The sequence below is a fragment of the Gemmobacter fulvus genome (genome assembly GCF_018798885.1).
Lineage (GTDB): Bacteria > Pseudomonadota > Alphaproteobacteria > Rhodobacterales > Rhodobacteraceae > Gemmobacter > Gemmobacter fulvus.
In genome coordinates, this window is sequence record NZ_CP076361.1 from 3,212,057 (window position 1) to 3,234,050 (window position 21,994).

Annotated in this window: 21 protein-coding genes; 15 read left to right on the forward strand and 6 right to left on the reverse strand. The window is 65.4% G+C overall.

What is annotated here, in order from left to right:
- Positions 1-4 precede the first annotated feature (4 nt).
- A complete protein-coding gene (gene tldD / locus KM031_RS15595; RefSeq protein WP_215504533.1) occupies positions 5-1,426 on the reverse strand; it encodes a metalloprotease TldD in 1,422 nt (473 codons plus the stop codon).
- Positions 1,427-1,601: 175 nt separating this feature from the next.
- Here tldD and coxB point away from each other — a divergent pair, with 175 nt between their 5' ends.
- The 10 genes from coxB to KM031_RS15645 all read left to right on the forward strand — a co-directional run bounded on the left by coxB (position 1,602) and on the right by KM031_RS15645 (position 10,508).
- The gene (gene coxB / locus KM031_RS15600; RefSeq protein WP_215504605.1) at positions 1,602-2,495 is read left to right on the forward strand and encodes a cytochrome c oxidase subunit II; all 894 of its coding nucleotides are present in this window, start codon (positions 1,602-1,604) and stop codon (positions 2,493-2,495) included.
- A 69-nt stretch (positions 2,496-2,564) separates the two neighbouring features.
- A complete protein-coding gene (gene cyoE, locus KM031_RS15605) occupies positions 2,565-3,512 on the forward strand; it encodes a heme o synthase (RefSeq protein WP_215504532.1) in 948 nt (315 codons plus the stop codon).
- Complete coding sequence (locus KM031_RS15610) at positions 3,512-3,706, forward strand: cytochrome c oxidase system small membrane protein (protein WP_215504531.1); 195 nt, start codon at positions 3,512-3,514, stop codon at positions 3,704-3,706. The genes cyoE and KM031_RS15610 overlap by 1 nt, the downstream gene beginning before the upstream one ends.
- Positions 3,706-4,281 (forward strand): cytochrome c oxidase assembly protein, encoded by a 576-nt coding sequence (locus KM031_RS15615; RefSeq protein WP_215504530.1) that lies wholly within the window; start codon positions 3,706-3,708, stop codon positions 4,279-4,281. The genes KM031_RS15610 and KM031_RS15615 overlap by 1 nt, the downstream gene beginning before the upstream one ends.
- A gap of 22 nt (positions 4,282-4,303) precedes the next feature.
- Complete coding sequence (locus tag KM031_RS15620) at positions 4,304-5,104, forward strand: cytochrome c oxidase subunit 3 (RefSeq protein WP_215504529.1); 801 nt, start codon at positions 4,304-4,306, stop codon at positions 5,102-5,104.
- A 91-nt stretch (positions 5,105-5,195) separates the two neighbouring features.
- Complete coding sequence (locus tag KM031_RS15625) at positions 5,196-5,855, forward strand: SURF1 family protein (protein ID WP_215504528.1); 660 nt, start codon at positions 5,196-5,198, stop codon at positions 5,853-5,855.
- A gap of 8 nt (positions 5,856-5,863) precedes the next feature.
- The gene (gene thrC, locus KM031_RS15630) at positions 5,864-7,249 is read left to right on the forward strand and encodes a threonine synthase (RefSeq protein WP_215504527.1); all 1,386 of its coding nucleotides are present in this window, start codon (positions 5,864-5,866) and stop codon (positions 7,247-7,249) included.
- Complete coding sequence (locus KM031_RS15635) at positions 7,246-8,505, forward strand: M16 family metallopeptidase (protein WP_215504526.1); 1,260 nt, start codon at positions 7,246-7,248, stop codon at positions 8,503-8,505. Before thrC ends, KM031_RS15635 begins: the two co-directional genes overlap by 4 nt.
- Positions 8,505-9,089 (forward strand): GNAT family N-acetyltransferase, encoded by a 585-nt coding sequence (locus KM031_RS15640; RefSeq protein WP_215504525.1) that lies wholly within the window; start codon positions 8,505-8,507, stop codon positions 9,087-9,089. Before KM031_RS15635 ends, KM031_RS15640 begins: the two co-directional genes overlap by 1 nt.
- Positions 9,090-9,113: 24 nt before the next feature.
- The gene (locus tag KM031_RS15645; protein WP_215504524.1) at positions 9,114-10,508 is read left to right on the forward strand and encodes an FAD-binding oxidoreductase; all 1,395 of its coding nucleotides are present in this window, start codon (positions 9,114-9,116) and stop codon (positions 10,506-10,508) included.
- A 265-nt stretch (positions 10,509-10,773) separates the two neighbouring features.
- Here KM031_RS15645 and KM031_RS15650 read toward each other — a convergent pair whose 3' ends face one another.
- Positions 10,774-11,646: an S-methyl-5'-thioadenosine phosphorylase gene (locus KM031_RS15650; protein ID WP_215504523.1), complete on the reverse strand. Its 873-nt coding sequence runs from the start codon at positions 11,644-11,646 to the stop codon at positions 10,774-10,776.
- 150 nt (positions 11,647-11,796) lie between these two features.
- Between KM031_RS15650 and KM031_RS15655 the strand changes: the two genes are divergently transcribed.
- Positions 11,797-12,285, forward strand: a complete 489-nt coding sequence (locus KM031_RS15655; RefSeq protein WP_215504522.1) for a GNAT family N-acetyltransferase — start codon at positions 11,797-11,799, stop codon at positions 12,283-12,285.
- Between the two features lie 90 nt (positions 12,286-12,375).
- On the forward strand, positions 12,376-13,149 hold the full coding sequence (locus KM031_RS15660) for an EcsC family protein (RefSeq protein WP_215504521.1): 774 nt from the start codon (positions 12,376-12,378) through the stop codon (positions 13,147-13,149).
- Positions 13,150-13,169: 20 nt separating this feature from the next.
- Here KM031_RS15660 and ptsP read toward each other — a convergent pair whose 3' ends face one another.
- From ptsP to purD, 4 genes are all read right to left on the reverse strand, one after another.
- Positions 13,170-15,416, reverse strand: a complete 2,247-nt coding sequence (gene ptsP / locus KM031_RS15665) for a phosphoenolpyruvate--protein phosphotransferase (RefSeq protein ID WP_215504520.1) — start codon at positions 15,414-15,416, stop codon at positions 13,170-13,172.
- Between the two features lie 23 nt (positions 15,417-15,439).
- Positions 15,440-16,699, reverse strand: a complete 1,260-nt coding sequence (locus tag KM031_RS15670) for an aspartate kinase (protein WP_215504519.1) — start codon at positions 16,697-16,699, stop codon at positions 15,440-15,442.
- Between the two features lie 90 nt (positions 16,700-16,789).
- Positions 16,790-17,698: a bestrophin family protein gene (locus KM031_RS15675; RefSeq protein ID WP_215504518.1), complete on the reverse strand. Its 909-nt coding sequence runs from the start codon at positions 17,696-17,698 to the stop codon at positions 16,790-16,792.
- Positions 17,699-17,701: 3 nt separating this feature from the next.
- Positions 17,702-18,964: a phosphoribosylamine--glycine ligase gene (gene purD, locus KM031_RS15680; protein ID WP_215504517.1), complete on the reverse strand. Its 1,263-nt coding sequence runs from the start codon at positions 18,962-18,964 to the stop codon at positions 17,702-17,704.
- Between the two features lie 74 nt (positions 18,965-19,038).
- On the opposite strand from purD, the gene KM031_RS15685 reads away from it, so the two are divergent.
- The 3 genes from KM031_RS15685 to xseA all read left to right on the forward strand — a co-directional run bounded on the left by KM031_RS15685 (position 19,039) and on the right by xseA (position 21,897).
- Entirely contained in the window at positions 19,039-19,635 is a 597-nt protein-coding gene (locus KM031_RS15685; protein ID WP_215504516.1) for a hypothetical protein, read from the forward strand.
- A gap of 89 nt (positions 19,636-19,724) precedes the next feature.
- Positions 19,725-20,339, forward strand: coding sequence for a glycine-rich domain-containing protein (locus KM031_RS15690; protein WP_215504515.1), 615 nt, complete (start codon positions 19,725-19,727; stop codon positions 20,337-20,339).
- A complete protein-coding gene (xseA, locus tag KM031_RS15695; RefSeq protein ID WP_215504514.1) occupies positions 20,323-21,897 on the forward strand; it encodes an exodeoxyribonuclease VII large subunit in 1,575 nt (524 codons plus the stop codon). Before KM031_RS15690 ends, xseA begins: the two co-directional genes overlap by 17 nt.
- Positions 21,898-21,994 lie beyond the last annotated feature (97 nt).

Below are 21,994 nucleotides of genomic sequence, written 5' to 3' on the forward strand. Positions count from 1 at the left end.
TCCGTCAGGTGGCAGAGCCACCGACAGTCAGCCCGCCGATCAGCAGCGTCGGTTGGCCCACGCCCACCGGCACCCATTGCCCGGCCTTGCCGCAATTGCCGATGCCCGGATCCAGCGCCATGTCATTGCCGATGGCGCGGATCTGTTTCAGTGCGGTCGCGCCATCGCCGATCAGCGTTGCCCCTTTGACCGGCGCGCCGATCTTGCCATGCTGCACCCGATAGGCCTCGGTGCAGGAAAACACGAATTTGCCATTGGTGATATCCACCTGGCCGCCGCCGAAACCCACGGCATAGATGCCGTCCTTCAGGCTGGCCAGAATATCTGAGGGGGCCGCATCGCCGCCCAGCATATAGGTGTTGGTCATGCGCGGCATCGGGATATGCGCATGGCTTTCGCGGCGGCCATTGCCGGTGGGGGCCACGCCCATCAGCCGGGCATTCTGGCGGTCCTGCATGTAGCCCACCAGAATTCCATCGTCGATCAGCACGTTGCGGGCCGAAGGCGTGCCCTCGTCATCGACCGAGATCGAGCCGCGCCGGTCGGGGATCGTGCCGTCGTCCAGCACCGTCACGCCGGGGGCGGCAATGCGCTGGCCCATCAGCCCGGCGAAGGCCGAGGTTTTCTTGCGGTTGAAATCGCCCTCCAGCCCGTGCCCGATGGCTTCATGCAGCAGGATGCCCGGCCAGCCCGCGCCCAGCACCACATCCAGCGTGCCTGCCGGGGCGGGGATCGCCTCCAGATTGACCAGCGCGATGCGCAGCGCCTCGCGCGCAACACTGTGCCAATGCGCAGGATCCATCAGCCGGGCCAGCCCATAGCGGCCGCCGCCGCCCATGCCGCCGGATTCGCGCCGCCCGTTCTGTTCGACAATGACGGAGATATTGATCCGTGCCATCGGGCGGATGTCGCTGAAGCGGATGCCTTCGGGGCGCAGGATCTCTACCTCTTGCAGCCCCGCCGCGATGGTGGCCGACACCTGCACCACCCGCGGATCGAGCGCGCGGGTGAAGGCGTCAATCTCGCGCAGCAGGTCGATCTTGCCCGCAAAGCTTGCATCCAGCATCGGATCAGCATCGGTATAGAGTTTGACATTGGTGCCCTTGGGCGCATCGGCCCAGGTGCCGCCGCCATCGCCCACCGCAAGGCGCGCGGTCTCTGCGGCGCGGCGCAGGGCGCTTTCCGAGATTTCGGTGGAATGGGCGTAACCGGCCACCTCGCCCTTCACCGCGCGCAGCCCAAACCCTTCGGAGGCATCATATGAGGCGGTTTTCACCCGCCCGTCATCCAGCACCAAAGCCTCGGAGCGGCGGCGTTCCAGAAACAATTCGCCATCCTCCGCCCCTGCGACAGCCTGTCGCAGCACGGCGAGTGCAGCCGCCTCATCCAGCAAGGTCTCAAACGGGCGGAAGGGATGGTCGGTCATGGGGCGTCCTTGATCCTGATCAATTGGCGGCGGTTTGTCGCACGGTTTTGCTTGTCGTTCTGTGCCTAATATGGTTTCAACGGCATCAGAAACAACGGGATTCTGCCCGGCTTTCGGGCATGGCCGAGAAGCGGACGAAAAGCCGCACTTCGAACGGGATACGAACATGCGACTGATGAAGAACCTTTCCGGTCTCGCTGCGGGCATGGCCGCGCTGATGGGCGCAGGGGCCGCCCTTGCGCAGGAACTGCCGGTGATCGGCCGTCCGGTGGACAAGATGACCGGCTTTCAGCCTGCGGCGACCGAACTGGCGCGCGAGTTGCAAGGCCTGGACCATATGCTGAACATCATCATCGGCGTGATCGTGGTGTTTGTGACCGCGCTGATGATCTACAGCTTTGTGCGCTTCAACCGCAAAGCCAACCCCAAGCCTGCCACCTTCACCCACAACACCCCGATCGAGATCGCATGGACGCTGGTTCCGATTCTGGTTCTGGTGTTCATCGGGGCCTTCTCGCTGCCGGTTCTGTTTAAGCAGCAGGAAATTCCGGAAGGCGATATCGTCATCAAGGTGACGGGCAACCAGTGGAACTGGTCTTACGAATATGTCGGTGAAGACGTTGAATTCACCAGCTTCATGATCGGCGGGCCGGGCACCGACGATGCACTGATACTGACCCCGGATGTCGAGGCGAAACTGGTGGCCGCTGGTTATGCCAAGGAAGACTTCCTGCTGGCAACCGATACCGCCGTGGTTCTGCCGGTGGGCAAGACCATCGTGATGCAGGTGACGGCGTCGGACGTGATCCACTCCTGGACCATCCCGGCCTTCGGCGTGAAACAGGATGGCGTGCCGGGCCGTCTGGCGCAGCTGTGGTTCAAGCCCGAGGTTGAAGGCGTGTTCTATGGCCAGTGCTCGGAGCTGTGCGGCAAGGAACATGCCTATATGCCGATCACCGTCAAAGTGGTCTCGCAAGAGGTGTATGACGCCTGGCTGGCCCGCGCGAAAGTCGGCGATGTGACGCTGGCGGCCAATCCGGCACCACTGACCGTGGCCTCGAACAACTGATCTGACAGACAGGCAGGCGGGCGGCAGGCCGGAAGGCCTTGCCGCCTGATCCAACCAAAGGACCAAAGCATGAGCGACATTCACGCCACTCGCGGGTTGACGGAGACCGGACCGGCCGAGGCCGGTTTCGGTGATTTCGTGGCCCTGCTGAAGCCGCGCGTGATGTCGCTTGTGGTGTTTACCGCCCTTGTCGGCCTGCTGGTGGCCCCCGTGTCGGTGCATCCTTTCGTGGCCTTCACCTCGGTGCTGTTCATCGCATTGGGGGCGGGGGCCTCGGGCGCGCTCAATATGTGGTGGGATGCCGATATCGACCAGGTGATGCGCCGCACGCAAAGCCGCCCGATCCCGTCGGGCAAGGTGCAGCCGGGCGAGGCGCTGGGGCTTGGTCTGGCGCTGTCGGGCATTTCGGTGATGATGCTGGCACTGGCCGCGAATGTGCTGGCCGCCGCCCTTCTGGCCTTCACCATCTTCTTTTATGCCGTCGTCTATTCGATGTGGCTCAAACGCTCCACGCCGCAGAACATCGTGATCGGCGGCGCGGCCGGGGCCTTCCCGCCCATGGTCGGCTGGGTGGCCGCTACCGGCAGCGTGTCGGTCGAGGCATGCCTGATGTTCATGCTGATCTTCATGTGGACGCCGCCGCATTTCTGGTCGCTGGCGCTGTTCATGAACAGCGACTACGAAAAGGCCGGTGTGCCGATGCTGACCGTGACTCATGGCAAGCGCAGCACCCGCAATCACATTCTGGTCTATACCATTGCGCTGGTGCCCTTTGCGCTGGCGGCAGGGTTCACCTCGATTGGTGGGCCGATCTACATGGCGGTGTCGGTGGTGCTGAATGCCGGGTTCATGCTGGGTGCCTGGCGCATCTGGCGCCGGGACGAGGCGCAGGCCGAGGCCGATGGTTATGCCACCGAAAAATCGGTGTTCAAATTCTCACTTCTTTACCTGTTCCTGCATTTCGGGGCCTTCCTTGCGGAAGCGGCGCTGAAACCCTGGGGCATGGGGGGCTGGTAATGGCATCTTTTCCTCCGCAGCACGAGATCTATCGGCGGCGCTTCGGGCGCAATCTTGGCCTCGGGCTGGTGCTGGTGGCCTTTGTGGCGCTGGTGTTCGGGCTGACGGTGGTCAAAGTGACCCGCGGCATGTCGATGGAAGCCTATGACCATGCGCCGCGCCCGGCCATTGTTCCGGCAGAGGGGGGCAACTGATGGCGATGACACCGCAGAAGAAAACCGGCTTCGCCCTGCTGGGCGTGGCGGCCACGATGCTGTCGCTCAGCTTTGCCGCCGTGCCCTTCTATGACTGGTTCTGCCGGGTGACGGGCTATGCGGGCACGGTCGGCGTGGCCGGGCAGGGCGCGGATCACATGCTGGACCGCACGGTTCTGGTGCGGTTTGACGCCTCGAAAGAGGCGGGCATGCCTTGGGATTTCAAGCCGCAGCAGGTGTCGATGCGCATCCGTATCGGCGAAACCGGGCTGGCCTTCTATGAGGCGCACAACCCGACCGACCGCGCTGTGGCGGGCACCGCAAGTTACAACGTCACGCCTGACATGGCGGGCGGATATTTCACCAAGATCGACTGTTTCTGTTTTGAACAGCAGGTTCTGGGCCCGGGCGAAACCGCGATCATGCCGGTGACTTTCTATGTCGACCCCGAGATCGTGAATGACCGGGACGGCAAATATGTGAAGGAAATCACCCTTTCCTACACCTTCCACGAAACCGCGCTTCCGGCAGAGCAGGCGGGCCTTGCCGCCCCTGCCACCAGCGACGTAAACTGACAAGACAACGAGGGAACCCCAAATGGCCCACGCCAAGAACCACGACTATCACGTTCTGCCACCGTCGATCTGGCCCTTCCTCGGCTCGGTTGGTGGTTTCATCATGCTGTTCGGCGCTGTGCTGTGGATGCATGGCTCGGGCCCCTGGCTGGGGCTGATCGGCCTCGCGCTGGTGCTGTATGTCATGTATGCGTGGTGGTCGGATGTGGTGCATGAGGCCCAGACCGGCGATCACACCCCGGTGGTGCGGATCGGGCTGCGCTATGGCTTCATCATGTTCATCATGTCGGAAGTCATGTTCTTTGCCGCATGGTTCTGGTCGTTCTTCAAACATGCCATGTACCCGATGGGGCCGCTCAGCCCGATGGTGGACGGTGTGTTCCCGCCGGAAGGCATCCAGACCTTCGACCCCTGGCACCTGCCGCTGATCAACACGCTGATCCTGCTGTGTTCGGGCGCTGCGGCCACCTGGGCCCACCATGCGCTGGCGCATGAGAACAACCGCAAGGATCTGGTGAATGGCCTGATCCTCGCCATCGTGCTGGGTGTGTTCTTCACCGTGCTGCAAGCCTATGAATACAGCCACGCCGCCTTTGGTTTTGCCGGCAATATCTATGCCGCGAACTTCTACATGGCGACCGGCTTCCATGGCTTCCATGTGGTGATCGGCACGATCTTCCTGACCGTCTGCTTGATCCGCGCGCTCAAGGGCCACTTCACGCCTGAGCAGCACATCGGCTTTGAAGCAGCAGCCTGGTACTGGCACTTCGTCGATGTGGTCTGGCTGTTCCTGTTTGCAGCGGTTTACGTCTGGGGTCAGTGATCCCGGGGCGGGCTGGCCTTTCGGCGGCCCGTAATCCCTCGGTCAAGCGCGTGCCGGATGGCGCGCGCTTTTCCTTTGCGTGGAGGTGGTGATGACAGCGCGGATGATTTTGCCGATGTTGTTCGGCCTGATCGGGGCGGCGATCCTGATCGGTCTGGGCACATGGCAGGTGCAGCGGCTGGCGTGGAAACAGGGCGTTCTGGCCGAGATTGACGCGCGTATTGCCGCCGATCCGGTGCCCTTGCCCGGCCCGGGCGGCGAGTGGCGGTATACGCCGGTGCGGGCCGAAGGGCGGCTGACCGGCGAGTCGCTGCGCGTGCTGGTCAGCCGCAAGCAGGTGGGGGCCGGCTATCGGCGGATCGCGGTGCTGGATGTGTCCGGGCGCCGGGTTCTGGTCGATCTGGGCTTTGTGCCCGAGGGCGAGCAGGTCGATCTGCCGCAAGGCCCGGTGACGGTGATCGGCAATCTGCATCAGCCGCAAGAGGTGGACAGCTATACCCCCGCGCCCGATCTGGCCAAAGGCCTGTGGTTTGCCCGTGACGTGCCCGCCATGGCGAAGGCGCTGAACACCGAACCCACCCTCATCATCGCCCGTGCGCCGGTGGTGGATGGGATCGAGCCGCTGCCGGTGGACAGTTCAGCCATTCCCAATGATCATCTCGGCTATGCGATCACCTGGTTTTCGCTGGCGGTCGTCTGGTTGGGGATGACAGTTCTGTATCTCTGGCGTATCAGACGGCGGACAGCATGAGGGCAGGAATGCGATATATCTCGACCCGTGGGCAGGCGCCCGTTCTGAGCTTTGGTGAAGCCATGATGACGGGCCTTGCCCGGGATGGCGGGCTTTACGTTCCCGAAACTGTTCCGGTGATGTCGCAGGCCGATATCGCGGCACTGGCTGGCCTTCCCTATGAAGAGATCGCCTTTCGGGTGATGTGGCCGTTTCTGGGCGGCACCTTCAGCGAAACCGAATTCCACGGGCTGATCGCAAAGGCCTATGCCGGGTTCGGCCATGCCGCGCGCGCGCCGCTGGTGCAGCTTGGCCCCAATCATTTCCTGCTGGAACTGTTCCACGGCCCGACGCTGGCGTTCAAGGATTTCGCCATGCAGCTCATCGGGCAGATGATGCAGGCGGCGCTGGCCAAGACCGGCGAGCGGATCACCATTGTCGGCGCGACCTCGGGTGATACCGGATCGGCGGCGATGGAGGCCTTCCGTGGCCTTGCCAATGTCGATCTGTTCATCCTGTTCCCGCATGGCCGGGTGTCGGATGTGCAGCGCCGCCAGATGACCACGCCCGCCGAGGCCAATGTGCATGCGCTGGCGATGGATGGCGATTTTGACGATTGTCAGGCGCGCGTGAAGGATATGTTCAACGATTTCGCCTTCCGCGATGGCGTGCGGCTGGCGGGGGTGAACAGCATCAACTGGGCGCGGGTTCTGGCACAGGTCGTCTATTATTTCTCGTCCGCCGTCAGCCTGGGCGCGCCGCATCGCGCCGTCAGCTTCACCGTGCCGACCGGCAATTTCGGCGACATCTTCGCAGGCTATATCGCCCGCAAGATGGGTCTGCCAATCGACACGCTGGTGATTGCCACCAACCAGAATGACATTCTGGACCGGGCGATGACCTCGGGCGCCTATGTGATGGATGGGGTCAAACCTTCGATCAGCCCGTCGATGGATATTCAGGTGTCGTCGAATTTCGAGCGGGCGCTGTTCGACGCCTATGGTCGCGACGGTGCGGCGATTTCTGCGCTGATGGCCGAGCTGAAATCCGGCGGCTTCACCATCAGCCAGGGCGCGGTGCAGATGCTGCGCGATACTTTTGCCTCGGGCCGCTGTTCCGAAGAGGAAACGCTGGCGACGATCCGCGCGCAATTCGCCGCAACCGGCGAGATCCTCTGTCCGCATGGCGCGGTGGGGGTGAAGGTGGCCGAAGAACATCTTGGCGCGGCGCCGATGATCACGCTGGCAACGGCACATCCGGCCAAGTTCCCCGATGCGGTGGAACGCGCGATGGGGGCCCGCCCGGCACTGCCGCCGCGCATGGCCGATCTGTTCGACCGCCCCGAACGCCAGACCCGCGTGCCCAATGATCTGGACGCGCTGCAAACCCTCATCCGCGAAAGGATCGCGCGTTGACGCTGAACATTGCCACGCTTCCCAACGGGTTCCGCATCGTCACCGAACATATGCCGGGGCTGAAATCCGCCTCGGTCGGCATCTGGGTGACGGCGGGCGGGCGGCATGAGCGGGCCGAGCAGAACGGCATTGCACATTTTCTGGAACATATGGCCTTCAAGGGCACCCAGAAGCGCAGCGCCTTGCAGATCGCGGAAGAGATCGAGGATGTGGGGGGGTATATCAACGCCTATACCTCCAAGGACATGACCGCCTATTACGCGCGGGTGCTGTCGGCCGATGTCAGCCTCGCGCTGGATGTGATTGCCGACATCGTGCTCAATCCGGTGTTCGACCCGAAAGAGATCGAGGTGGAGCGCCATGTGATCCTTCAGGAAATCGGGCAGGCGCTGGATACGCCCGATGACATCATCTTTGACTGGTTGCAGGATGTCAGCTACCCTGACCAGCCGTTTGGCCGCACCATCCTCGGGCTGGAGGAGCGGGTCTCGTCCTTCACCCGCGAGGATCTGTTGCGCTTTGTGGCCGAACATTACGGGCCGGATCAGATGATCCTGTCGGCGGCGGGCGGTGTCGATCACGACAGCATCGTGGCGCAGGCTACCGCGATCTTTGGCGGCCTGACCCCGGTTGGCGCGCCGGTGATCGAACGCGCACGGTTTGGCGGCGGCGAGCGGCGCGAGGTGAAGGATCTGGAGCAGGTGCATTTCGCCCTGTCCTTCGAGGCTCCGGGCTATCGCCATGCCGATGTCTATACTGCGCAGATCTATGCCACGGCGCTGGGGGGCGGCATGTCCTCGCGGCTGTTCCAGAAGATCCGCGAAGAGCGCGGACTGTGTTATTCGATCTTCGCCCAGTCCGGTGCCTATGAGGATACCGGCGCAATCACGATCTATGCGGGCACCAGCGCCGCCGAAATCGCCGATCTGACGCAGTTGACCGTCGCCGAGCTGAAACGCGCCGCCGAAGACATGACCGAGGCCGAAGTGGCGCGGGCGCGGGCGCAACTGAAGGCCGGGCTGCTGATGGGGCTGGAAAGCCCGTCGTCGCGTGCCGAACGGCTGGCGCGCTTGCTGGCGATCTGGGGCCGGGTGCCTGATGTCGACGAGGCGGTGGCCAAGATCGACGCGGTGACTACGGCAGATGTGCGCCGCTATGCCGCCGAAATGGCCGCGTCAAAAGCGGCGCTGGCGCTGTATGGTCCGGTGGCTGAAGCGCCGGGTCTGGCGGACATCCGGGCCGGACTGGCCGCCTGATGTTCGGCCTGCGCCGCAAGCTGCGCATCGAGACGGAGCGCATGTCGCTGCGCCTGCCGACGCATGTGGATTACCGGGCCTGGGCCGAGCTGCGCGCCGAAAGTGCGGCGTTTCTGAACCCGTGGGAGCCGGTCTGGTCGCAGGATCATCTGTCACGCAAGGCCTATACCAACCGGGTCTATTGGGCGCAGCGGGCGGTGGCGCAGGGCACGGCCTTGCCGGTGCTGATGATCCGCCGCGACGATCAGGCGCTGCTGGGCGCGATCACGCTCGACAATATCCGCCGTGGTCCGGTGCAGGCGGGCACGCTGGGTTATTGGATCGGTGCACGCCACGCGCGGCAGGGCTATATGCGCGAGGCGATCCTGACGCTGGTGCATCACGCCTTTACCGCGCTGGATCTGAGCCGGATCGAGGCTGCCTGCCTGCCGGAAAATCAGGCCTCGCGCGGGGTGCTGGAAAAGACCGGCTTCAAATACGAAGGCGTGGCGCAAAGTTATCTGCAAATCGCCGGGCGCTGGCGCAACCATGTGCTTTACGCCAATCTGCGGTCAGACCGCCGGGGCCGCACCGATGTGGGCTGAGGCCCATGGCCCGAGGAGAGCCGGATGCTGAACGCCGCTGATGCCACCTTTCTTGCCACGCTGCCCGAGGCGCTGTTGCGCCCGGTGACGCCCGCCGATGTCGAAGACCCGCGTGGCCGCTGGCTGGGGCAGGGGGCCGCCGTGGCGGTGCCGCGCGATGTGCAGCAGGTGGCGCAGATCCTGCGTGCCTGTGCCGCAGCGCGGGTCGGGCTGGTGCCCCTCGGCGGCGGCACCGGCCTTGTGGGCGGGCAGATCCTGCCCGCAGGCCCGGTGCCATTGCTTCTGTCGCTGGAGCGTATGGCGGCAATCCGCGCGGTCTATCCCGACGAAAACGTGCTGATCGCCGAAGGTGGCGCCGTGCTGGCCGATGTGCAGGCAGCCGCCGAGGCGGCGGACCGGCTGTTCCCGCTCAGCCTCGCGTCGCAAGGTTCTTGTCGCATCGCGGGCAATCTGGCGACCAATGCGGGCGGGGTGAATGTGCTGCGCTATGGCAATGCCCGCGACCTCTGTCTGGGGCTGGAGGCGGTGCTGGCGGATGGCACGGTGTTGCAGGGGCTGAAGCGGCTGCGCAAGGACAATACCGGCTATGACCTGCGCAACCTGCTGATCGGCTCCGAAGGCACGCTGGGCGTGATCACCGCCGCCAGCCTCAAGCTGGTGCCGCGCCCGGCTGCCGAAGGCGCTGCGTTCTTTGTGGTGCCGGATCCCGAGGCCGCGCTGCGCCTGCTGGCGCTGGCGCAGGCGCGTCTGGCGGGCATGGTTTCGGGGTTCGAGCTGATCCACCGGCAGGGCCTCGATTTCCTCAGCGAAACGTTGCCACAGGTGCGGCAACCCTTCGCTCATCCGCCCGAATGGGTGGTGCTGATTGATCTCGGCCTCGCCTCTGGCATGGATCCGGCCGACACGCTGGCCGATCTTTATGCGGCGGCAGGCGATCTGGTGCTGGATGGGGTGATCGCGCAATCCACCGCGCAACGCGCCGCCTTCTGGGCGCTGCGCGAAAACATCCCGCAGGCCAATCGCCGTATCGGGGCCATCTCGTCGCATGACATTGCGCTGCCGCTGGGGGCTATTCCGGCGTTTCTGGCGGCGGTTGGTCCGGCGCTGGCCCGGATCGGCAGCTTCCGCATCAATTGCTTCGGCCATCTTGGCGACGGCAATCTGCATTACAACGTGTTCCCGATGCCGGGTCGCAGCCGCAAGGATCACGAGGCAGAGCGCGAGGCGATCAAGACCTGTGTGCATGATCTGGTAGATCACTTTGACGGATCGGTCAGTGCCGAACATGGCATTGGCCGCCTGAAAGTGGGTGATCTGGAGCATTACGGCGATCCCGCAAAACTTGCCGCGATGCGGGCGATCAAGGCGGCGCTGGATCCGCAGGGCATCCTCAACCCCGGTGCGGTGCTACGCGCCTGAGGCGTTCCGCGAGGGCAGGTGGCGTGGCACAGGCACCGTCTGTGCCGCTGTCCATGGCAATCGGCCTGCGGAGGCTCGATGCCTCCAAAGGCCGGGCTGGGGGAGAGATACCCCGCCGGTGGGTTAGTCCGGCGGGGTCGTTTGGGTCACGTGGTGCAAGCAGCGCCCAACCGGACGGGGTGACATCCGGCTTGTCCGGTCTAACGCGCAAAGGTTAAGGCGCAGTTACCAAGATCGCGCCCCCACCGTTTTTCGGCGCGGGCCGTCAGGCCCCGAGGATCCGGCCCGCAACCGCGTCCAGCCGGGCCAGCAGCGCCGGGTCGCGCTGCGCCGGGGCCGTCATCACCGCATGATCCAGCGCATGATCGCAGCCCGCCGGGCAGGGCCTGCGCCCGGTCCCGAGGATCGGCGGCAGTGCCGCAATCATCGCCTTGGCCACTCCGGCATTGGCACTCAGCACCGCAATCACCGCCGCCACATCCACCGCGCCGTGATCGGGGTGCCAGCAATCGTAATCCGTCACCATGGCGACCGAGGCGTAACAGAGCTCTGCCTCGCGGGCGAGCCTGGCCTCCGGCATCGCCGTCATGCCGATCACATCGCAGCCCCAGCTGCGATAGAGCCGCGATTCGGCGCGGGTGGAAAATTGCGGCCCCTCGATGGTCAGCGCGGTGCCGCCCACATGCACCACCGCCCCCGTATCGCGCAGCGCCGTGGCGCAGGCGGCAGACAGCGCCGGGCAGGTCGGGTCGGCGAGGCTGACATGCGCCACACAGCCGCTGCCGAAAAACGATGGTTCGCGGCTGGTGCTGCGGTCGATGAACTGATCCACCACCACCATGTCGCCGGGGCGGAAATCCTCGCGCAGGCTGCCCACCGCCGAGACGGCAATCACATCGGTGCAGCCCAGCCGTTTCAGCGCGTCGATATTGGCGCGGTAGGGCAGATCGCCCGGGGCGTGGCGGTGGCCACGGCCATGGCGCGGCAGAAAGGCCATCTCAATCCCGGCCAGCCGCCCAGTCAGGATCTGGTCCGAGGGGGCCCCCCATGGTGTCTCCACTGCGGTCCATCCTGCCCCCTCCAGGCCCTCGATCTGATAGACCCCTGATCCGCCGATCACCCCGATCTTGCGCTGCATCCTGCTGCCTCCGTCTGTGCTGCCCAAGCTTAGGCAGCCGCTGCGCCGCGCGAAAGGGTGTTTCCGATTTGCTCCTGTCATGTCTGCATGTTACGCGGCGGGGCCGATTGATTCCGCCGGGCCAGCGCCTGCCCGGCCACGGGGGGTGTGATGTATCATCTCGAAGAGGAAACCGAGGCCGACTGGTGGGAGGTCGAGGCGCTGTATGACCTGTGCTTTGCACCGGGCCGCACCGCATTGTCCTCCTATCGTCTGCGGGATGGTGTGGCCACGGTGGCACCGCTCTGCCTTGTGCTGCGCGATGAAGAGCGCACGCTGGCGGCGGTAATCCGCTATTGGCCGGTCGAGGTCGATGGCCAGGACGTGCTGCTGCTGGGGCCGGTGGCGGTGCACCCGACACGGCAGGGCGAGGGGCTGGGCGGGCTGCTGATCAACGAAAGTCTGGCCGAGGCCCGCCGCCTTGGCTGGGAACGGGTGCTGCTGGTCGGCGACGCGCCCTATTACAGCCGCTTCGGCTTTCGCAAGCTGGATCATGTGGTCATGCCGCCCCCCACCAACCCCGACCGTGTGCTGGGGCTGGAACTGGTACGCAATGCCTGGCAGGGGGTGCAGGGCCCCGTGGTGAAGGCGCACGCCTGAACTGCGGAGCAGGGTGCCGGATCCAGAGCTTTTACCTCTCGCAACGTCCTGCCCATTGCGATGCCGCGCGCCCATGCTTACCTTTGACGCATGAGTGACAGTGACCCGCTTCCCGCCCTGCCGACCGCACCTTTCCCCGAGGTGGAAATCGCCCTGCTTGCCAAGCGCGCGCGCAAGGCGGGCGGGCCGTTGATGGCGGTGCTGAACAAGGTGGGCGGCTCGCTGGAAAGCCGGTTGTCACTACTGCCCGACGGGTTGCGCCGCCAGATTGATGCGGTCACGCTGGCCAGTCTGGACCGGGCGTTCACCGTGGCGAAGCTTGGGCGGCATGCGCCGGATCTGGGCGGGGCGGCAGCACCGATTGTCGCGGCGCTGGCCGGGGCTGCGGGCGGGGCGGGCGGGCTTGCCACCTCGGTGGCAGAACTGCCGGTGACCATCACCCTGATCCTGCACACGATCTGCACCGCCGCCGAGGCCGAAGGCTTTGATCCGGCAGAGGAATGGGTCAAGGCCGAGATCCTGCAAATCTTTGCCTCGGGCAGCCCGATGGCGCGGGATGATGGCGTCAACACCGCTTTCATCAGTGCGCGCATCACCCTCACCGGCCCGGCCTTGCAGCGGCTGATCAGCACGCTGGCCCCCAAGATCGCCGCCGCCCTGGGGCAGAAGCTTGCCGCGCAATCGGTGCCGGTGCTGGGGGCGCTGTCGGGTGCGGCGCTCAATGCCACTTTCCTCAGCCATTACCGCGAACTGGCGCGCATCCGCTTTGCGCTGTTGCGCCACGCCCAGACCCATGACGCAGAGCGGGTGATCCAGCGGTTCAACGAGGCGGCAAACGTGCGCCCCTTGCTGCGCAACGCCTGAGCGGCGTCACGCAAGGCCGATCACTCCGGCAAAGTGGCCAGCCAGCCCATCATCGCCGGACGCACGCTTTCCAGCCCGGCAGCGCGGGCGTCATCCATCACGGCACGCACTTCGCGCAGATCCACCTGCCGCAGCAGCGATTTCACCGGGCCAATCGAGGCCGGGCGCATCGACAGCGTGCCAATGCCAAGGGCCGCAAAGCACATCGCCTCGATCGGGCGGCCCGCATCCTCGCCACAGAAGGACAGCTGGGTTTCACTTTCGGCACAGCGCGCGACGATCTTGCTCAGGAAGGTCAGGAAACTGACATTCAGCGTGTCATAGCGCCTGCGCACCCGTTCATTCTCGCGGTCAGCGGCAAAGAAGAACTGCTTGAGGTCATTGCCACCGATAGAGATGAAATCGGCCAGATCGAAGAACTGTTTCGGGGCAAAGGCGAGGCTTGGCGTCTCCAGCATCGCCCCGATGCGCAGCGTCTCGGGTACCGGATGCCCCAACGCCGCTTCGCGGTCACGCTCGCGCAGCAGATGGTCGCGCGCGGTGGTGAATTCGCTCAACTCGCTGACGAAGGGGAACATCACCGTCAGATCCCGCCCGGCCGAGGCGCGCAACAGCGCCTGCAACTGCATCCGCAGCACACCGGGCTTGTCCAGCCCGACCCGGATCGCCCGCCAGCCCATGGCCGGGTTGGGTTCGTCCTGCGGCTTCATGTAGGGCAGCACCTTGTCCGAGCCGATGTCCAGCGTGCGGAAGGCGACGGGGCGGCCCTTGGCGGCCTCCATCACCCGGGCATAAAGCTTGGCCAGCTCGTCGCGTTTGGGCATCTGGTTGCGGATCAGGAACTGCAATTCGGTGCGGAACAGGCCCACCCCTTCGGCCCCCGAGCCTTCGATGGAGGGCAGATCCGCCATCAGCCCGGCATTCATCAACAGCCGGGTGACGGTGCCGCATTTCGATTGTGCGGGCAGCCCGCGCAACGAGGTATACCGCTCCTGCGCCTTGGCCTGCATGGCGATCTTGTCGCGAAAGCTGCGGGCCACGGCATCATCGGGGCGCAGATGCACGACGCCAGTATCGCCATCGACAAGGATATGGTCGCCATTCAGCGCCTCGGAGGTGATGCGTTCAGCATGGATCACCAAGGGAATGGTCAGCGCCCGCGCAACAATCGCCGCATGTGATCCGACCGAGCCTTCTTCCAGCACCACGCCCTTCAGCTTGCGCCCGTATTCCAGCAATTCCGCAGGGCCGATATTGCGCGCGATCAGCACCGGATTTTCCGGCATCTCGGCCCCGGTATCGGCACCTTGCCCGGTCAGGATGCGCAGCAGCCGGTTCGACAGGTCATCCAGATCATGCAGCCGGTCGCGCAGATAGGCGTCGGGCACCTGTTCCAGCCGGGCGCGGGCGGCGGACTGTTCCTTTTCCACGGCAGCTTCGGCCGAGAGGCCGCGCGCGATGTCTTCTTCCATGCGCTTCAGCCAGCCGCGCGAATTGGCGAACATGCGATAGGCTTCCAGAACCTGCTTCTGGTCCTTGTCCAGACTTTCCGCCGACAGAAGATCATCTACCGATACGCGCAATTGCCCCACCGCCTCGCGGATGCGGTCAATCTCGGTCAGCGGATCATCGGCCACCGGGTTGGTCACCACCACGCGCGGCTCGTGCAGCCAGACGCGGCCTTCGGAGGCGCCTTCCTGCCCGGTGCTGCCCCGGAACATCACCGGCTGTTTGTGCAGCGTCGCCATGCCGTCACCATCGCCACCGGCAAAGGCCCCGAGTTCGGTCATTTCGGCCAGCACCATGGCCACGACTTCCAGCGCATAAACCTCGTCATCCGAGAATTGCCGCGCGATCTTGGACTGCACGACCAGCACGCCCAGCTTTTCCCCGACGCGCTGGATCGGCACGCCCAGAAAGCTGGAGTAAATCTCTTCGCCGGTTTCCGGCATGAAGCGGAAGCCCTTTTCCGAGGGCGCATCGGCGGCGTTGATCGGGGTGGCACTGCGCGCGACCCGGCCGACAAGGCCTTCGCCCAGCCGCAGCCGTGTCTTGTGCACCGACGCCTTGTTCAGACCCTCGGTCGCGCAGAGTTCCAGCGTATCCTCATCGCGGAACAGATAGATGGAACACACTTCGGTGCCCATGGAATCCGCGATCAGATGGGTGATCCTGTCCAGTCGGTCCTGCCCTTTTCCGGGCAGGGCCAGACTGTCGCGCAAACGCCGCAGCAGCTTGCGGCTGTCACTTTCACTGCGTTCGGGCATCGCCCCCCGCTTTCAATCGCCGGTCAAACGGCCTTGTCGAGTTCAAAGGCATCATGGAGGGCCTGCACCGCAAGTTCCATATATTTCCGGTCGATCAGCACCGAAATCTTGATCTCGGAGGTGGCGATGACCTTGATGTTCACGTTTTCAGCAGCCAGTGCCTTGAACATGGTCGCCGCAACCCCGGCATGGCTGCGCATGCCGATGCCCACGACCGAAACCTTGGCCACATCGGTATCCACGGCCAGATCGTCATAGGTGATCAGACCGGCGGCGCGGGCATCTTCCATCGCCTTCTGGGCGCGGGCCACCTGATTGACCGGGCAGGAAAAGGTCATGTCGGTCACGGCGCCGGTATGAGTGCCATAGTTCTTTTCCGAGATGTTCTGCACGATCATGTCGACATTGACACCCGCTTCGGCCAGCGGGCCAAAGATGGCCGAGGCGACGCCGGGGCGATCCTCGACGGTGACGAGGGTCATTTTCGCTTCATCGCGCGAATAGGCCACGCCCGAGACAACTTTCGATTCCATGATTTCCTCCTCGTCGCAGACCAGAGTTCCAGAGTGTTCGTCGGTATCCTCGAACGAGGACAGCACGCGCAGCCGCACCTTGTAGCGCATCGCCAGTTCAACCGACCGGGTTTGCAGCACCTTGGCCCCCAGCGAGGCCAGTTCCAGCATTTCCTCGAAGGCGATCTTGTCGAGCTTGCGGGCCTTGTCGGTGATGCGCGGGTCGGTGGTATAGACACCATCCACATCGGTATAGATGTCGCAGCGTTCGGCACCAAAGGCGGCGGCAAAGGCAACGGCGGTGGTATCGGAGCCGCCACGGCCCAGCGTGGTGATCCGGCCTTCATGGCTCACGCCCTGAAAGCCCGCGACCACGGCGACCTTGAAGCCTTCTGCGAATTTCGCATCCATATTGGCGCGAGGAATATCCACGAACCGGGCCGAGCTATGCGCCGAGGTGGTGTTGATCGGCACTTGCCAGCCCTGCCAGCTGCGCGCGGGCACACCCATTTCCTGCAGCCGCAGCGCCATCAGGCCTGCGGTCACATTCTCGCCGCTGGATACGACTGCATCATATTCGCGCGCGTCATAGAGCTTGGAGGTGGTTTCGACCCAGCCCACCAACTCGTTGGTCTTGCCCGACATGGCGCTGACGATGACGATCACGTCATAGCCGCGTTCCACCTCTTTCTGCACTTTTTTCGCCGCATTTTCAATGCGGGCGAGATCGGCTACCGAGGTGCCGCCGAATTTCATCACCAGAAGCGGCATGGCCAACCCCCCAGTCCTGCCGTTGCAAATCGCGTGCTTCATAGCAGAAGCCGGGGGGGGCGCAAGCGCGGGTTGGGCCTTGACGCGACCTTAGTCGAGCCGGAAGTTCCGTGGGGTCAGCGGCGGGGGCGGCGTCTCGCCCAGATGCGGCGCAAGGCTGATCTCCACCGCGCGGCAGATCGCATCCAGCGGCAGCGCATTGGCGGTATGGCCGAACGGATGCGCCAGCTCTTCGGTGACTTCGGCCAGACCGAAGAACGTATAGGCCACGATCCCGGCAAACAGCGGCGTCAGCCAGCCGGCCGAGTCGATCAGGCCCAGCGGCAGCAGCAGGCAATAGAGCCACGAGGTGCGGAAGATCAGCAGCGAATAGACATAGGGCAGGGGCGTCACCGCAATGCGTTCGCAACTGGCCTGCGCCAGACCAAAGCTTGCCATGCGGGTGGAGATCGCCCTTGCGCCAAACCCGTCCAGACGGCCATCGGCATGGGCTTCGGCCAGCAGGCGGTTCATCAGGTTCACGGCGGCGCAGGGTGGGTGTGCTGCGGTGGCAAGGCCATCGCCGGGGGCGGCGGCCTCGGCTTTCGCAAGCGCCTCGGCATCATTGCTCAGGCGGCGCAGCTGTGCGCGGTGCAGATGCAGAAAGGCGATGAACAGCCGCAACAGCCGCGCCCGCAGCAGCGGATCGGGCAGAAACATCTCCAGCTCGCGCGCGAATAGCCGGGCATCGGCCAGAAGCCCGCCCCACAGCTTGCGCGCCTCCCACCAGCGATCATAGGCGGCATTGTTGCGAAAGCCCAGAAACAGCGACAGCGCCGCCCCGAACACCGCAAAGGGTGTGCCATTGGCATAGTTGAGCCGGTAGACCGTGTGATCGACCAGCACCGCCAGCGCCGCCACCACGGTCACGATCAGCAGCTGCGGTGCGATCTGCGGCAGAACCGAGCCGCGCACCGCAAACAGCAGCTGCATCACCCCCGGCTTGTCGCGCACGATCATGGCTTACAGCGCCCGCCAGCCGATGTCGCGGCGGCAGAACCCCTCGGGCCAGTCGATCGCATCCACCATGGCATAGGCGCGGGCCTGTGCCTCGGCCAGTGTCGCGCCGCGGGCGGTGACGTTCAGCACCCGCCCGCCGGTGGCGACAATCGCCCCGTCGCGCGCGGAGGTGCCGGCATGGAACACCATATTGGCGCTGTCTTCGGGCAGGTCGGTCAGGCCCTTGATCTCGGTGCCCTTCACATAGGCCCCCGGATAGCCTTGCGCGGCCATCACCACGGTCAGCGCGTGATCCGCTGCCCAGTTCACCTGAATATCGGCCAGACGGCCTTCGGCGCAGGCCTGCAACAGATCGAGCGCCTGCGCGCCCAGCCGCATCATCAGCACCTGACATTCCGGGTCGCCAAAGCGGCAGTTGTATTCCACCAGACGGCCCTGACCGTTCTCGATCATCAGACCGGCATAAAGCACACCCTGATAGGGCGTGCCGCGCCGGGCCATTTCGCGGATGGTGGGCAGCACGATTTCATCCATGGCGCGCTGCGCGATGGTCTCGCTCAGCACCGGGGCGGGGGAATAGGCGCCCATGCCGCCGGTGTTGGGACCGGTATCGCCGTCGCCCACCCGTTTGTGATCCTGCGCCGTGCCGATGGGCAGTGCGGTGATGCCGTCGGTCAGGATGAAAAAGCTGGCCTCTTCGCCCTGCATGAACTCTTCGATCACCACCTCGGCCCCGGCATCGCCGAAGGCCCCGCCAAAGATCTCGTCGATCCCGGCCAGCGCCTCGGCCACGGTCATGCCCATGATGACGCCCTTGCCGGCGGCCAGACCATCGGCCTTGACCACCAGCGGCGCGCCGGTGCGGCGGATGTAGTCCTTCGCCGCCTCAGCTTCCGAGAACCGCGCATATCCGGCGGTCGGCGCATTGCAGGCGTCGCAAATCTCTTTGGTGAAGGCCTTGGAGGCCTCCAGACGTGCGGCCTCGGCCGACGGGCCGAAGGTCAGGATCCCGGCGGCGCGCGTGGCATCGGCCACCCCGGCGGCCAGCGGCGCTTCGGGGCCGACGATCACGAAATCAATGGCGTTTTCCTCGCAGAAATTCACCACCGCCGCGCCATTCAGGATGTCGATGCTGGCACATTCCGCCAGTTGCGCGATGCCTGCATTGCCGGGTGCCACGATCAGCCGGTCGCATTTCGGATTCTGCCCGACCGCCCAGGCCAGCGCATGTTCGCGCCCGCCACTGCCGAGAATGAGGATATTCATGCGCGCACCCCGCTTGGCCTTTGGATAGGGGCGTCATAGGGTTTGCAGCGTCGAACCGCAAGGAGAGCAAGAGGGTGCAGGACGAACAACTTTGGCAGCAGATCCTGGCGCTGCCGTTGATTGGCCCGGACGATCTGGCCGTGCCGCGCAGCACGTTCAGATTTGGTGCGCCCCTGGCCGCGCATGTGAAGCAGGAAATCCTGCTGGAACTGCGGCGCTTCCTGTATCTTCTGGCCGTCAGCGGCGAAGAGCTGGTGCCCAGCCCGTTCATTGCCGATGCACTGCGCGATCTGGTGGCGAAATCCGGGCCGGAACTTGTTTTGGGCACGCATCCCGACCGCGCCGCCCGGCTGACACTCAGCCTGCGCATGGGGCGCAATCCGCTGCTGTGGCAGCGCGACTATCAGCGCAGCCTTGATCTGCGCGCCCGCAGTTTCGGCGCGGCGGACCCGGAACATATCTGGCCATCGCTGCGGTCGTATCGGCTGCAACTGGCGGGCTGGGCGCTTCTGGCCGCTGGGCTGGTGCTGGCCGTGCTGGCAAAACTGGGGGCCGACACGGGGGTAGCGGCCTTGGCCCTGTTGATCTGCGGCGGCTTCATTTGGGGCACCGAAGGCCCGTGGCCTGTCCACCTGCCGGTCCGGCAAGGCGTCTGGGCCCGGCTGCGCTGAGTGCGCGGCCCGCCCCTTCGGCCCGCCGCTTCGGGTTGACAGCCCTGCCATGCCCGCCGAAGGTGCAGCCCCATCGCCGCGAGTGAGACATGACGGAACACCAAGCCCTTGCCCGGATCGACGCCGTGCCGCTGACCCTGACGGGGGGCCGCAGCCTGCAAGACTGGCTGGCCCATGAAACCGCGCTGGGGCCGGAGGGCGCGCGGCGGGCGATCATCGAATACCGCCGGTTTCTTGCGCTGGCGCTGACTGCGCCGCGTGATGCGCCTGCGATGCCGCCGCCGCTGGTGCAGCAGGTCTGGCAGAGGCACCGCGATGACGGGGCCGCCTATCACGCCTTTTGCAGCGCGTTGGACTGCGGCTATTTTCACCACAACGTGTCGCGCTGGCAAATCACCCGCGCCGAAGCCTATCGCCAGACCCGCGCCCGCTATCACGCCGCCTTTGGCGCGCTTTCGCAGTTCTGGTGGCCGCATCCGGCGCTGCTGGCGATCCGCACCCGGCTGACAGTCGTGTGGATCGTGCTGGCGATCGGGTGCGTCTTCTTCGGCGTGGTCGACAGGATCGAGTCGGTCTGGGCTGTTCTGGCGATTTATGGTGTGGTGGCGGCGCTGCTGCTGGCCGGGCGCTTCCTTCCCCTCCGGTTTCGGGAGTATGAAGGCCCGCGCGGATCTGTGGCGATGAGGCATGATGGACCTGTTTGAAGACACCCCCGCCCCGCAGGGCAATCAACCCGAATTCACCGTGTCGGAACTGTCCGGCGCGGTAAAGCGCGTGATTGAAGGCGAATTCGGCCTTGTGCGGGTGCGCGGCGAGGTGGGCCGGGTCAGCCGCCCGGCCTCGGGGCATCTGTATTTCGATCTGAAGGATGATCGCAGCGTGATTGCCGCAATCAGCTGGAAGGGGCAGGTGTCCAAGATGCAGACCCGCCCGGAGGAAGGCATGGAGGTCGTGGCCACCGGGCGCATGACCACCTTTCCCGGCCAGTCGAAATATCAGCTGATCGTCGAGGATGTGGCCCCTGCCGGGGCCGGGGCGCTGATGGCGATGCTGGAAAAGCGCCGTGCCGCCTTGCAGGCCGAAGGGCTGTTCGATCCGGCGCGCAAGCAGCAGATCCCCTATCTGCCTTCGGTGATCGGGGTTGTCACTTCGCCCTCGGGGGCGGTGATCCGCGATATTCTGCACCGGCTGCGTGACCGCTTTCCGCGCCATGTGCTGATCTGGCCGGTGCCGGTGCAGGGGCAGGCCTGCGCGCCCGAAGTGGCCGCTGCGATCCGGGGTTTCAACGCGCTGCCCGCAGGCGGCCCGATCCCGCGCCCGGATCTGATCATCGTGGCGCGCGGTGGTGGCAGTCTTGAGGATCTGTGGGGGTTCAACGAAGAGATCGTGGTGCGGGCGGCGGCGGAGAGTGCCATCCCGCTGATTTCGGCGGTGGGGCACGAAACCGATACCACGCTGATTGATTTTGCCGCCGACCGGCGCGCGCCGACCCCGACTGCTGCTGCCGAAATGGCGGTGCCGGTGCGGCTGGAGCTGTTGGCCCAGGTCGATGGCATGGGCGCGCGCATGGCGCAGGGCGTGGTGCGCGGGCTGGGGCTGCGCGGCCAACGGCTGCGCGATCTGTCGCGGGCGCAGCCGCGCCCCGAGACGCTGACCGGCCCTGCGGCGCAGCGCTTTGATGCGGCGGTGCAGCGGCTTGGCGGGGCGCTTGGCATGGCGGTGGCGCAAAAGCGCGGCGCCTTGCAGGCCCGTGCAGCGGGGCTGCGCCCCGAGATGCTGCGCGGCCTGATCGCGCGCCGCGCCGACCGGCTGGAGGCGCGGTTCGCGGCACTGGATGCCGGCCTGTCGCGGCGGCTGGAACGCGCCCATACCGGCATCGACAAATGGGCCTCGCGGCTGGCCCCGGCGCTGGCGCGGCTTCTGGCCACAGCGGCAGGCGACATCACCAAAGGCCGGGCACGGCTGGCGCTGGCCGAGACCCGGCTGGAGGCCGCGCCGGCGCGGCGTCTGGCGATGCTGGCCGAGCGGCTGGAGGCACTGGAGCGGATGCGCCTGACGTTGGGCTATCAGGCGACGCTGCGCCGGGGCTATGCCGTGGTGCGCGGCGATGGCGCGGTGGTCACCGGCAAGGCCGATGCCGAACGTGCCAGCACGCTGGAGATCGAGTTCCGCGACGGACGGCTGGTTGTGGCAGCAGGCCCCGCCAAACCGGGCCGTGGCAAGAAGCCGGGCGAGGCCCCGGATCAGGGCAGCCTGTTCTGACCCTGCCGCAGGGGCGCGTTTGCAGATGGCATCGAGCCATCCGCAAACGCATTGCCATGGACAGCGGCCCGCGCGCCGCCTTTGCCATCACGGCGGC